The organism is Streptomyces sp. Z423-1 (genome assembly GCF_013009255.1).
In the GTDB taxonomy this organism is placed as follows: Bacteria; Actinomycetota; Actinomycetes; order Streptomycetales; family Streptomycetaceae; genus Streptomyces; species Streptomyces gossypiisoli.
This window is the reverse complement of record NZ_CP053109.1, coordinates 3342745-3354898: the sequence shown is the minus strand read 5'-3', so window position 1 is coordinate 3354898 and position 12154 is coordinate 3342745. Positions and strand designations below refer to the sequence as shown.

At 69.5% G+C, this 12154-nt stretch carries 11 protein-coding genes; 9 read left to right on the top strand and 2 right to left on the bottom strand.

Going from position 1 to position 12154, the window contains the following annotated elements:
- The first annotated feature begins 148 nt into the window (after window positions 1-148).
- The 8 genes from HJD23_RS15015 to HJD23_RS14980 all read left to right on the top strand — a co-directional run bounded on the left by HJD23_RS15015 (window position 149) and on the right by HJD23_RS14980 (window position 9590).
- On the top strand, window positions 149-1201 hold the full coding sequence (locus HJD23_RS15015; protein ID WP_171114218.1) for a BMP family ABC transporter substrate-binding protein: 1053 nt from the start codon (window positions 149-151) through the stop codon (window positions 1199-1201).
- Between the two features lie 739 nt (window positions 1202-1940).
- The gene (locus HJD23_RS15010) at window positions 1941-2990 is read left to right on the top strand and encodes a BMP family ABC transporter substrate-binding protein (protein WP_171114217.1); all 1050 of its coding nucleotides are present in this window, start codon (window positions 1941-1943) and stop codon (window positions 2988-2990) included.
- Window positions 2991-3149: 159 nt separating this feature from the next.
- The gene (locus tag HJD23_RS15005) at window positions 3150-4775 is read left to right on the top strand and encodes an ABC transporter ATP-binding protein (protein ID WP_171118774.1); all 1626 of its coding nucleotides are present in this window, start codon (window positions 3150-3152) and stop codon (window positions 4773-4775) included.
- On the top strand, window positions 4775-5893 hold the full coding sequence (locus HJD23_RS15000) for an ABC transporter permease (RefSeq protein ID WP_171114216.1): 1119 nt from the start codon (window positions 4775-4777) through the stop codon (window positions 5891-5893). The genes HJD23_RS15005 and HJD23_RS15000 overlap by 1 nt, the downstream gene beginning before the upstream one ends.
- Window positions 5890-7155 (top strand): ABC transporter permease, encoded by a 1266-nt coding sequence (locus tag HJD23_RS14995; protein ID WP_171114215.1) that lies wholly within the window; start codon window positions 5890-5892, stop codon window positions 7153-7155. The genes HJD23_RS15000 and HJD23_RS14995 overlap by 4 nt, the downstream gene beginning before the upstream one ends.
- A complete protein-coding gene (locus tag HJD23_RS14990; RefSeq protein ID WP_171134029.1) occupies window positions 7152-7553 on the top strand; it encodes a cytidine deaminase in 402 nt (133 codons plus the stop codon). Before HJD23_RS14995 ends, HJD23_RS14990 begins: the two co-directional genes overlap by 4 nt.
- 70 nt (window positions 7554-7623) lie before the next feature.
- Window positions 7624-8907 carry a thymidine phosphorylase gene (locus HJD23_RS14985; RefSeq protein WP_171114213.1) on the top strand — a complete coding sequence of 428 codons (1284 nt, stop codon included), beginning with the start codon at window positions 7624-7626 and terminating at the stop codon, window positions 8905-8907.
- 95 nt (window positions 8908-9002) lie between these two features.
- Window positions 9003-9590: a Uma2 family endonuclease gene (locus HJD23_RS14980; protein ID WP_171114212.1), complete on the top strand. Its 588-nt coding sequence runs from the start codon at window positions 9003-9005 to the stop codon at window positions 9588-9590.
- Between the two features lie 7 nt (window positions 9591-9597).
- Here the strand turns inward: HJD23_RS14980 and HJD23_RS14975 are convergent, their stop codons facing one another.
- On the bottom strand, window positions 9598-10518 hold the full coding sequence (locus HJD23_RS14975; RefSeq protein WP_171114211.1) for an AEC family transporter: 921 nt from the start codon (window positions 10516-10518) through the stop codon (window positions 9598-9600).
- 169 nt (window positions 10519-10687) lie between these two features.
- Between HJD23_RS14975 and HJD23_RS14970 the strand changes: the two genes are divergently transcribed.
- Window positions 10688-11032, top strand: a complete 345-nt coding sequence (locus tag HJD23_RS14970) for an STAS domain-containing protein (RefSeq protein ID WP_171114210.1) — start codon at window positions 10688-10690, stop codon at window positions 11030-11032.
- On the opposite strand, the gene HJD23_RS14965 is transcribed toward HJD23_RS14970, so the two are convergent.
- On the bottom strand, window positions 10916-11929 hold the full coding sequence (locus HJD23_RS14965; RefSeq protein ID WP_171114209.1) for a sigma-70 family RNA polymerase sigma factor: 1014 nt from the start codon (window positions 11927-11929) through the stop codon (window positions 10916-10918). The genes HJD23_RS14970 and HJD23_RS14965 overlap by 117 nt on opposite strands.
- Window positions 11930-12154 lie beyond the last annotated feature (225 nt).

Below are 12154 nucleotides of genomic sequence, written 5' to 3'. Positions count from 1 at the left end.
CGAGCCGGTGGTTCACAAGGACGTAACCGGCCATCGGCACGAATGGATAACGGCCGCGCAGAACCCCGTTCCCAGGAGTGTCTACGCGCGTTAATGTGCGCCGAACCGAGCACCCACTGCGGGGCTTTGGAGAATGGGGAGCTTCACGATGCGTCGGATATCCAAATTGACCCGCGTCGCGGTGGGGGTCGCGTCGCTCGCACTCGCCGCGACGGCCTGCGGTACCACCAGTGGTGAAAGCGGTGGCGATTCAGGTTCCAAGGAGGACCTGGGCCTCGCCATCGCGTACGACATCGGCGGCAAGGGCGACCAGTCCTTCAACGACGCCGCGTACGCCGGCCTGCAGAAGGCGGCCACCGAGTTCGGCTACAAGACCGCCGACGTGGAGCCCACCGAGGGCGAGACCGACGCCGACAAGGAGCAGCGTCTGGCCTCCCTGGCCCGGCAGGGCTACAACCCGGTCATCGGCGTCGGCTTCGCCTACGGCCCCGCGATGGAGGCCGTGGCCAAGAAGTACCCGGACACCACCTTCGGCATCGTCGACTCCGTCGTCAAGGGCGAGAACGTCGCCTCCCTCGTCTTCGCCGAGGAGCAGGCCTCCTACCTCGCCGGCGTCGCCGCCGCCAAGGCCACCAAGACCAACACCGTCGGCTTCGTGGGCGGTGTGGACATCCCGCTGATCCACAAGTTCGAGGCCGGCTACAAGCAGGGCGTCGAGGAGACGAGCGGCGGCAAGGTCAAGGTCATCTCGCAGTACCTGACGCAGACGGCCGAGGAGGGCGGCTTCTCCAGCCCCGACAAGGGCAAGGCCGCCGCCGAGGGCCAGATCGAGAAGAAGGCCGACGTCGTCTACCAGGCGGCCGGCCTGTCCGGCCAGGGCGTCATCGAGGCCGCCGCGAAGGCCAAGGTCTGGGCGATCGGCGTCGACTCCGACCAGTACCAGCAGGAGGCGCTGGCGGCGTACAAGGACTCCATCCTCACCTCCGCGCTCAAGGACGTCGGCGGTGCGGTGTACGCGCTGGCCAAGTCGGTCGAGGACGGCAAGCCGCTGACCGGCACGCAGACCTTCGACCTGAAGGTGAACGGTGTGGGCCTGTCCGACAGCAACCCGGAGTACGCGAAGATCGCGGGTCTCCAGGAGGCCGTGGAGAAGGCCAAGGAAGGCATCATCGACGGGTCGATCAAGGTCAGGACCGAGTAAGCGGCGCCGCCCGGAAGGGCCGGCGCGAGAAGCGGGTGGGCGTGCGGGAGCGTCCGCCCGCTTCCGGGTTTTGGGGCCCGGGCCATGCCTGCGGCGGCCCGTGCCGCTGTGTGGGGGCTGGTGTCGCGCCTTCCGGCCGCGGTGGGGTCGGGGCCGCGCCGGGGGGTGTCCGTCCTCGGTCTGCCGATGACCTCTCTTGGCAGGGCGCCGGGCGTTTACGGCAGCCGCTGCGGGCGGACACCCCCCGACACGTCCCCTTCCGCCGTGGGCGGCTGCGGGGCCGTGTCATTCCGCGTAGCCACCTCCGTTTGCGTGCGGCACGGCCTCGCACCACTTCGCGGAACACGATCGTGTGCGGCAGCCGCTGCGGGCGGACACCCCCCGACACGTCCCCTTCCGCCGTGGGCGGCTGCGGGGCCGTGTCATTCCGCGTAGCCACCTCCGTTTGCGTGCGGCACGGCCTCGCACCACTTCGCGGAACACGACCGTGTGCGGCAGCCGCGGGGCCGTGTCATCACCCATCGCCACCCTCCCTTCGCAGGCCGCAAGGCTCCGACCTGGGCCCGAGTGGCGTTGGCCACGGCCGCATAACAAGGTGGACAGAAGGGGTTTTCAGGCAGGTCTACGCGCGTTAATCTGCGGCGGAGCCAGCGCCGAAGCTGAACCGTACGGCGCTAAGCGATCCCGGGGAAGTGCCGGCACGCCCCCCGGACCCGCCAGTACGACAGGAGCACCACACATGCGCCGGGTTTCCCGCCTCGCGGTCGCAGGCGCAGCGACCGCCTCCCTCGCCCTTGCCCTCTCCGCCTGCGGCGGTACCTCGACCCAGAGCTCGTCCGCGGAGTCGAAGGGCGACAAGGGCCTCGCCATCGCCTACGACGTCGGCGGCAAGGGCGACCAGTCCTTCAACGACGCCGCGTACGCGGGCCTGGAGCAGGCGAAGAAGGAGTTCAAGTACGAGACGGCCGACATCGAGCCCACCGAGGGTGAGACGGACGCCGACAAGGCGCAGCGCCTGGCCTCGCTGGCGAAGCAGGGCTACAACCCGGTGATCGGCGTCGGCTACGCCTACGCGCCGGCCGTCAAGGAGGTCGCGGCCAAGTACCCCGACACCACCTTCGGCATCGTCGACGACGCCCAGGTCCAGGCGGACAACGTCGCCGACCTGGTCTTCAGCGAGGAGCAGGCCTCGTACCTGGCCGGCGTCGCCGCCGCCAAGAGCACCAAGAGCAACGTCGTCGGCTTCGTCGGCGGCGTGGACATCCCCCTGATCCACAAGTTCCAGGCGGGCTTCGAGCAGGGCGTCAAGGACACCAACCCCAAGGTCAAGGTCCTCTCGCAGTACCTCACCCAGACCGCCGAGGAGGGTGGCTTCTCCAGCCCCGACAAGGGCAAGACGGCCGCCGAGGGCCAGATCGAGAAGAAGGCCGACGTCGTCTACGCGGCGGCCGGTCTGTCCGGTCAGGGCGTGATCGAGGCCGCCGCCGCCAACAAGGTGTGGGCGATCGGCGTCGACTCCGACCAGTACAAGCAGGAAGCCCTCGCCAAGTACAAGGACTCCATCCTCACCTCCGCCACGAAGGACGTGGCCAAGGCGGTCTACAACCTGGCGAAGTCCGTCGAGGACGGCAAGCCCGAGACCGGTATCGTCAAGGGCGATCTGAAGACCGGCGAGGTGGGCCTCGCGGACTCCAACCCGAAGTTCGCGAACAACGCCGAGCTCCAGGAAGCCATCGAAGCGGCCAAGGAGAAGATCATCAGCGGCGAGATCAAGGTCAAGAGCAGCTGACAAGCAGGTGCCGAGCAGTCGGTAACCGCGGGGTTACGTCCGCTCAACGGGGTACGGGGAGGCTGTCTCCCTGTACCCCGTTGGCTCGGCGCGTCACCCCTTCGTATGCCGTAGGGGCGCTACGCGCGTAGACGACCCCCGTCCCCAGGAGAGTGCGCCATCAACGCGTCCAGCAGCCCTCCGGCCGGAGCGGCGGTCCACGGTCAGGCGACCGCCGTCGAACTCGCCGGGATCACCAAGCGTTTCCCGGGCGTCGTGGCCAACCACGACATCCACCTCACCGTCCGCAAGGGCACCGTGCACGCCCTCGTCGGCGAGAACGGCGCCGGCAAGTCGACGCTGATGAAGATCCTCTACGGCATGCAGAAGCCGGACGAGGGCACCATCACCATCGACGGTGAGCAGGTCACCCTGCACAGCCCGGCCGACGCCATCACGCGCGGCATCGGCATGGTGCACCAGCACTTCATGCTGGCCGACAACCTCACGGTCCTGGAGAACGTGGTCCTCGGCAGCGAGAAGCTCTACGGCATCGGCGCCAAGGCCCGCCGCAAGATCCAGGAGATCTCCGACCGCTACGGCCTCGGCGTGCGCCCCGACGTCCTGGTCGAGGAGCTCGGTGTCGCCGCCCGCCAGCGCGTGGAGATCCTCAAGGTCCTCTACCGCGGCGCCACCACGCTGATCCTCGACGAGCCGACCGCCGTGCTCGTGCCGCAGGAGGTGGACGCGCTCTTCGCCAACCTGCGCGAGCTGAAGTCCGAGGGCCTGTCGGTCATCTTCATCTCCCACAAGCTGGGCGAGGTGCTGTCGGTCGCCGACGAGATCACCGTCATCCGCCGCGGTACGACCGTCGGCACGGCCGTCCCCTCCGAGACCACGCCGCGGCAGCTCGCCGAGATGATGGTGGGCAGCGAACTGCCCACGCCGGAGACCGCCGAGTCGACGGTCACCGACCGCCCGGTCATCAGCGTCGACAAGCTGCGCCTCGCGGCCCCCGGCGGCAAGGCCCTGCTGGACGACATCACGTTCACCATCCACGCGGGCGAGGTCCTGGGTATCGCCGGCGTGGAGGGCAACGGCCAGACCGAGCTGGTCGACGCGCTGATCGGCCTGCGGCACGCCGACTCCGGCACGATCACCCTCGCCGACGAGGAGATCACCGCCTGGCCCACCCGCAAGCGCCGCGAGCAGGGCGTCGGCTACATCCCCGAGGACCGCCACCGCCACGGCCTGCTCCTGGAGGCCCCCCTCTGGGAGAACCGCATCCTCGGCCACGTCACCGAGAAGCCCAACGCCAAGGGCGTATGGCTGGACCCCAAGGCCGCGCAGGAGGACACGCGCCGGATCGTCGAGAAGTACGACGTCCGCACCCCCGGCATCGACGTCACCGCCGCCTCCCTCTCCGGCGGCAACCAGCAGAAGCTGATCGTCGGCCGCGAGATGAGCCACAAGCCGCGCTTCCTCATCGCCGCGCACCCCACCCGTGGTGTGGACGTCGGCGCGCAGGCCGCGATCTGGGACCACATCCGCGAGGCCCGCCACGAGGGCCTGGCCGTGCTGCTGATCTCCGCCGACCTGGACGAGCTGATCGGCCTGTCCGACACGCTCCGGGTGATCTACAACGGCCGGCTGGTCGCCGACGCCGACCCCGCCACCATCACCCCGGAGGAGCTGGGTTCGGCCATGACCGGTGCCGCCACCGGCCACCTCGAACACGAAGAGACCCCCGAGACCTCGGCCGACGTGTCCAAGTCCCCCGAGTCTCCGGAAGACGAGGCCCGCTGATGAAGAAGTTCGACAAGGAGCGGGTGCTCCTCGCGGTGGCCGGACCGGTCATCGCGCTCGCCGTGGCCTTCGTGCTGAGCGCGATCGTGCTGATCGCCTCCGGCAAGAACCCGGTCGAGCCGTTCGCCGTGATGTTCGAGCAGGCCGGCTTCTCCGACATCCAGGTCCTGATCATCAACCAGGCGTCGATGTACTACATCGCCGCGCTCGCGGTGGCCATCGGCTTCCGGATGAACCTGTTCAACATCGGCGTCGACGGCCAGTACCAGCTCGGCGCCATGCTGGCCGCGATCGTCGGCGCCCACATGAACCTGCCGGCGGTGATCCAGATCCCGCTGCTGCTCCTGACCGCGGTCTTCACCGGTGCCTTCTGGGCCGGTATCGCCGGTGTCCTGAAGGTCACCCGGGGCGTCAGCGAGGTCGTCGCGACGATCATGCTCAACGCGATCGCCACCTCCGTCATCGGCTACCTGTGGCTGCCGACCGTCTTCGGCGTCAAGGTCGGCAACAACAACACCACCGGCGAGATGCACTCCTCCGGCTGGATCCCCGGCATCGACATGGGCCCGGCCGGCGAGATCTACGGCCTGGTCGTCCTCGCCGTACTCCTCGGCATCGGCTACTGGGTCGTCCTCAACCGCACCCGCTTCGGCTTCGACCTGCGCGCCTCCGGCGCCTCCGAGACCGCCGCCGCGGCCTCCGGTGTCGACCCCAAGCGGATGACGCTCACCGCCATGCTGATCTCCGGCGCCATCGCCGGTCTCGCGGGCCTGCCGATCCTGCTCGGCGACACCCACACCTACAGCCTCAACTTCCCCACCGGCATCGGCTTCCTGGGCATCGGCATCGCCCTGCTCGGCCGTAACAGCCCGGTCGGTATCGCGTTCGCCGCCCTGTTGTGGGCCTGGCTCGACAAGGCCTCGCCGGAGCTGGACTTCCACGGCTACGACAAGGAGATCGCGGTCATCATGCAGGGCCTGATCGTGCTCTCGGTCGTCGTCTCGTACGAAGCCGTCCGCGAATGGGGTCTGCGCCGCCAGCAGCGCCGCGTCGGCGCCGAACTCGCCGCCGGTCACGTCCTCGGCGCCCACAACACGAAGGAGGTGGCTGGCCGATGACCACCGCGACCGACCTCAACCAGCCCACGCTCAAGCCCGGGGCGCCGACCGGCCGCCGCCTGTCGTGGCCCGTGCTGCTGCTGGTCATCGCCGGAGCCCTGGCGCTGACCTCGCTGGTGCGGATCATCACCGGCGCCGACGGCATCACCAACGTCAGCCAGATGTCCACCGCGCTCCAGCTCGCCGTCCCCATCGGCCTCGCCGGTCTCGGCGGCCTGTGGGCCGAGCGCGCGGGCGTGGTCAACATCGGCCTCGAAGGCATGATGATCCTCGGCACCTGGTTCGGTGCCTGGGCCGGCTTCCAGTGGGGCCCGTGGACGGGTGTCCTGGTCGGCATCATCGGCGGCTGCCTCGGCGGCCTGCTGCACGCCTTCGTGACCATCACCTTCAACGTCAACCACATCGTCTCCGGTGTGGCCATCAACATCCTCGCCCTCGGCGCCACCCGCTACCTGGCCCCCCTCGCCTTCGAGGGCCACGCAGGCGGCTCCGCCAAGCAGTCCCCGGCGGTCGACTCCCTCGGCCACTTCACCGTGCCGGGCCTCTCCGACGGCCTGAGGGAACTCAACAACCAGGGCTGGTTCCTGATCTCCGACATCGCGGGCCTGCTCGGCGGCCTGGTCACCGACGTCTCCTGGCTGACCCTGATCGCCATCGCCCTGATCCCCGCCACCTGGTGGATCCTGTGGCGCACCCCGTTCGGTCTGCGGCTGCGCTCCTGCGGTGAGAACCCGGTCGCCGCCGAGTCGCTCGGCGTCAACGTCTACAAGTACAAGTACATCGCCGTGATCATCTCCGGCGGCCTGGCCGGCCTCGGCGGCGTCTTCCTCTCCATCGTCGCCAACCCCTTCTACCTGGAGGGCCAGGTCAGCGGCCGCGGCTTCATCGGCCTCGCCGCGATGATCTTCGGCAACTGGATGCCGGGCGGCCTCGCCCTCGGCGCGGGCCTGTTCGGCTACACCGACAGTCTCAACCTGCGCGGCGGCGCGGAGAACGTCCACGCCCTGCTGCTGCTCGGCGCGCTGCTGCTGATCATCGGCGCGATCTGGATGGCGATCCGCAAGAAGTACGTCCCGGCAGTGATCACCCTGGTCGTCGGCGCCCTGGTCTTCGCCTGGTACGCCACCACCGACGAGGTCCCCAACCAGGTCGTCTCCGCCACGCCGTACGTCATCACCCTCGTCGTCCTGGCCCTCTCCGCCCAGCGGCTGCGGATGCCGAAGGCCAACGGTCTGCCCTACCGGAAGGGACAAGGCAAGTGACACCGACGGCCGACGTCGACTGGGAGGCGCTGCGCACGGTGGCCCGGGAGGCCATGACCCACGCGTACGCCCCCTACTCCGGCTACGCCGTCGGCGTCGCCGCCCTGGTCGACGACGGACGCACGGTCACCGGCTGCAACGTCGAGAACGCCTCGTACGGCATCTCCCTGTGCGCCGAGTGCGGGCTGGTCTCGGACCTGCAGCGCACCGGCGGCGGCCGGCTCACGCACTTCACCTGCGTGGACGGCCGGGGCGAACTCCTCGTCCCGTGCGGCCGCTGCCGGCAGCTGCTGTACGAGTTCGGCGGCCCCGACCTGCTGCTGGACACCCCGGCGGGCATCCTGCCGCTGTCGGAGATGCTGCCCCAGGCCTTCGGACCGGGCCACCTCAGCTCGTAACTCCCGTACGGCCCCTGGGACTTGACTCGCAGGGGCCGTACTCTTCGCAATCCCGGAAGGAAAGCCAGCCATGGCCATGGACGCCATCTCCGTCATCCGCACCAAGCGGGACCGCGGTGAACTCAGCGACGAGCAGATCGACTGGGTCATCGACGCGTACACACGCGGCGAGGTCGCCGACGAGCAGATGTCGGCGCTCGCCATGGCCATCCTGCTCAACGGCATGAACCGCCGCGAGATCGCCCGCTGGACGGCGGCGATGATCGCCTCCGGCGAGCGCATGGACTTCTCGTCGCTGTCCCGCCCCACGGCGGACAAGCACTCGACGGGCGGCGTCGGCGACAAGATCACCCTGCCGCTGGCCCCCCTGGTCGCCGCCTGCGGCGCGGCGGTCCCCCAGCTCTCGGGCCGGGGCCTGGGCCACACGGGCGGCACGCTGGACAAGCTCGAATCGATCCCGGGGTGGCGGGCCCTGCTCTCCAACGAGGAAATGCTGTCGGTCCTGGACGGCGTCGGCGCCGTGATCTGCGCGGCGGGCGACGGCCTGGCCCCCGCCGACAAGAAGCTGTACGCACTGCGCGACGTGACCGGCACGGTCGAGGCGATCCCCCTGATCGCCTCCTCCATCATGTCGAAGAAGATCGCGGAGGGCACGGGCTCGCTGGTCCTGGACGTGAAGGTGGGCTCCGGCGCCTTCATGAAGACCCTGGACGACGCCCGCGAACTGGCCTCGACCATGGTCGGCCTGGGCACGGACCACGGGGTGAAGACGGTCGCGCTCCTGACGGACATGTCGACGCCGCTGGGCCTGACGGCGGGCAACGCGCTGGAGGTCCGCGAGTCGCTGGAGGTCCTGGCGGGCGGCGGCCCCGCGGACGTGGTGGAACTGACCCTCGCCCTGGCCCGCGAGATGCTTCAGGCGGCGGGCGTCCGTGACGCCGACCCGGCGAAGGCCCTGGCCGACGGTTCGGCGATGGACGTCTGGCGCCGCATGATCGCGGCCCAGGGCGGCGACCCGGACGCCCCGCTGCCGACGTCGCGCGAACAGCACGTGATCAAGGCCCCGTCCTCCGGTGTCCTGACCCGCCTGGACGCCTACGACATCGGCATCGCCGCCTGGCGCCTGGGCGCGGGCCGCGCCCGCAAGGAGGACCCGGTACAGGCCGCTGCGGGCATCGAGCTGCACGCCAAGCCGGGCGACACGGTGACGGAGGGCCAGCCCCTGCTGACCCTGCACACCGACACCCCGGAGCGCTTCGAGTACGCCCTGCAGGCGGTGCAGGGCTCGTACGACATCGCGGCGCCGGGGGCGGACTTCACGGCGTCGCCCGTCGTGCTGGAACGTATCGCCTGACCTGGGGCTTCCTCATTCGGATGAACGGGATCGGTGGACCACCACCGGTCCCGTTCGGCATGCTGGGATCGGTGACGAACCGATAGGAGACCGCCATGGGCGCACTCGCCGCCGAGTCCGGCTCCCCCGGTAACACGGACTGGGACCAGCTCGTCCGTGTCTGGGAGGAGACGAACGCTCCCGAGGGCAGCAAGGTGGAGATCATCGAAGGGATCGTCACCGTGTCGCCTCCGCCGTCCGAAGAGCACAACGACACTGCTGAGCTGGTTCAGCGCCGTCTCTACACGGCGATTCCGGATGATTGGGGCATCTATCAAACACTCGGCCTCGCGTGCCCGGAGACGGGCGGCCTCTTCATGCCCGACCTGTGCGTCGTGCCAAGGGCTGCCCTGCGTCGCGGAACGCGCGTGCACGCCGGCGAGGCGGAATTGGTCGTCGAGGTCACATCCAAGAGCAACGCGAACCACGACCGCATCAAGAAGGCCCACGGCTACGCTGTCGCGGGCGTGCCGCTCTACCTCCTCTTGGACGCGTGGCAGTCGGGGCGCCCCACGGCGACGCTCTACGGGGAACCGCAAAGCGGTACATACCGAGTCCTTGCTTCGGTGGAATACGGTGAGGAGCTGACGCTCCCGGCACCGTTCAAGCTGGTCCTCGACACTGGAGTCTTCCCGCTCAGCTGAGACCTGATCAGCCCAACACCGCCGCCACCACCACCAGAACCGGCACCGAAAGCACCGTCGACAACAAAATCGCCTCCCGCGCCAGCACCTCGCCCACCCGATAGCGGCTCGCGTACGTGAACAGGTTCTGCGCCGCCGGCAGTGCCGACGTCACCACCACGTCGAGCAGGGCCGCCCCCCGAAGGCCGAAGACACTCGCCGCCAGCATCCACGCGAGCAGCGGCTGGGCGACCGCCTTGAGGCCCACGGCGAGGAGCACCGGCCCCCGCTCCCCGCCCCGCAGCGGCAGTGTGCTGCCGCGCAGGGAGATCCCGAAGGCGAGGAGGACGGCCGGAACCGACATGTTCCCGATCAGCGTCAACGGATCCATGACGGGACCCGGAACATGCACACCCGTCGCCGACACCGCCACCCCTGCCAGCGACCCCAACGCCACCGGATTACGCAGCGGCGTGAGCAGACGCTGCCACAGCGGCCGCTTCTCCCCACCACCCGCGAGATCCAGGATCGTCAGCGCGATCGGCGTGACCCCGACCAGCTGGAACAGCAGCACCGGCGCCACCAGCGAAGCGTCGCCCAGCACATACACCGCGATGGGAATGCCGAGGTTGCCCGAGTTGACGTAACTGGAGCACAGCGCACCGATCGTCGTACGGCCCACGCCCCAACGGCGTACGACACCCACCGCCACGAACACGCCCGCCGCGGCCGCCGTACTCAGGGCCGTGACCAGCAGCCGACTGGAGAAGATCACCGACAGGTCGGCCCCTGCCAGGGTGGTGAAGAGCAGGGCCGGTGAGGCCACATGGAAGGCGAGCTTGGTCAGAACTTCGCGCCCCTGGCCGCCGAGGTAACCCCGCACACCGATCGCGTAACCGACGCCGATGACAATCGCGATCACGGCGAAGCCGCTCAACACCCCCTGCACAACGCCTCCTTGGCGAGGAGACGCGCACCGGACATCGCAGGCGGGGTTGATCCATGGGTCATACAGCTAACCCTCTGGGGCGGCCCTCGCCCAGGTCAATGTGATCCTCGAGGCGCGGTCGCCCGCGATGAGTTATGAGACCTGAGCCGGTCTACCGGTCGTGGATGCCATGACCCCCGCCGAAATCGTGCTGGCCGGCCCCGTCACCCGGGACGAGGTGACAGGGCTCTGCGATGACGTGCGGGCGTTGCTGGAGGCCACAGGGGCGCCAGTGGTCGTCTGCGATGTCGGAGGTCTCGGACCACCGGGCCTCGCAACCGTCGACCTCCTGGCCCGGCTGGCGCTGACGGCCAAACGGGCCGGGCGCGCCATCCGCCTGCGCGATCCCGACCCCGCCCTACACGCCCTCCTCGACCTGGTCGGCCTCCGCTTCGAGGTGGAGGGGCAGCCCGAACAACGGGAACCAGCGCTTGGTGTCGAGGAAGCAGTGGAACCCGATGATCCGGCCGTCTGAGATCTCCAGCACCTGCACCGCCCACGGGGCGAAGCCGCCCGACTCCGGGTCCGGCTTGTAGTGCGCGAAGCCCGGCAGCCCGTTGACCTCGACGGCCCGCAGCCGGGAGCCCGCGCAGTCTGCACCGAGGGTGGTCATGAAGCCGGTGATGTCGCCCGGGCCGCGCAGCCACAGGTCGAACGGCGGCATCGTCATCACGGCGTCCTCGTGGAGCAGGGCGGTCAGCGCCGTCATGTCATAGCCCTCGAATGCCGTGACGTACCGCTCCAGGAGCTTTTGCTGCTCTTCATCCAGGGCATCCGACACCGCCGCGTCGGCCCCCTTGTCGTCCCGCTCCGCGAGGGTCGCGCGGGCCCGCTGCAGCGCGCTGTTGACCGACGCGACCGACGTGCCGAGCAACTCGGCGACCTCGCTGGCCTTCCACGCCAGCACCTCGCGCAGGATCAGCACGGCCCGCTGCTTGGGCGGCAGTTGCTGAAGGGCGGCCATGAAGGCCAGCCGCACCGACTCCTTGGCGATCGCCGCCTCCGCCGGGTCCGCGGTCGAGGGCAGCACACGGGCGTCCGGCATCGGCTCCAGCCAGGTGTGGTCGGGGCGCGGGGACAGGGCGGCCTGGGCGAGCGGTGTGGACTCCGACAGGTCCATCGGCCGGGCGCGCTTGTTGCCCGCGTTCAGCATGTCCAGGCACACATTGGTAGCGATCCGGTACAGCCACGACCGGACGCTGGAGCGCCCCTCGAACTTGTCGAAGCTGCGCCAGGCGCGGACGAGGGTGTCCTGAACCGCGTCCTCCGCCTCGAAGGAGGAGCCGAGCATCCGGTAGCAGTAGCCCGTCAGCTCGACCCGGTGCTTTTCCAGTGTGGCGTCGAGGTCTGTCGTCGCCGTGCCGTTGCTCATGTCCACCCACCCCTGTGGCCGTCCCAGTGCCGCGCGCCCTTGCACCCAGCACTTCGGAAGCTACCGCAGCCCACTGACAATGGCGCCCCGAGTGGAGAAATGGCCAGTTCAGAGGGGGTGTGTGGTCATCTACCCGGCGTCGATGCCGAGGCCGCCACCACGGCGATGGCCGCACTCGCCCACGGCGGGAAGGGGCCGTGTCGGGGGGTGTCCGCCCGCAGCGGT

What these genes read in the sequence shown, in the direction of transcription:
- HJD23_RS15015 (WP_171114218.1), top strand. Translation starts at nt 149, where the DNA reads ATGCGTCGGATATCCAAATTGACCCGCGTCGCGGTGGGGGTCGCGTCG.
- HJD23_RS15010 (WP_171114217.1), top strand. Translation starts at nt 1,941, where the DNA reads ATGCGCCGGGTTTCCCGCCTCGCGGTCGCAGGCGCAGCGACCGCCTCC.
- HJD23_RS15000 (WP_171114216.1), top strand. Translation starts at nt 4,775, where the DNA reads ATGAAGAAGTTCGACAAGGAGCGGGTGCTCCTCGCGGTGGCCGGACCG.
- HJD23_RS14995 (WP_171114215.1), top strand. Translation starts at nt 5,890, where the DNA reads ATGACCACCGCGACCGACCTCAACCAGCCCACGCTCAAGCCCGGGGCG.
- HJD23_RS14985 (WP_171114213.1), top strand. Translation starts at nt 7,624, where the DNA reads ATGGCCATGGACGCCATCTCCGTCATCCGCACCAAGCGGGACCGCGGT.
- HJD23_RS14980 (WP_171114212.1), top strand. Translation starts at nt 9,003, where the DNA reads ATGGGCGCACTCGCCGCCGAGTCCGGCTCCCCCGGTAACACGGACTGG.
- HJD23_RS14970 (WP_171114210.1), top strand. Translation starts at nt 10,688, where the DNA reads ATGACCCCCGCCGAAATCGTGCTGGCCGGCCCCGTCACCCGGGACGAG.
- HJD23_RS14965 (WP_171114209.1), bottom strand. Translation starts at nt 11,929, where the DNA reads ATGAGCAACGGCACGGCGACGACAGACCTCGACGCCACACTGGAAAAG.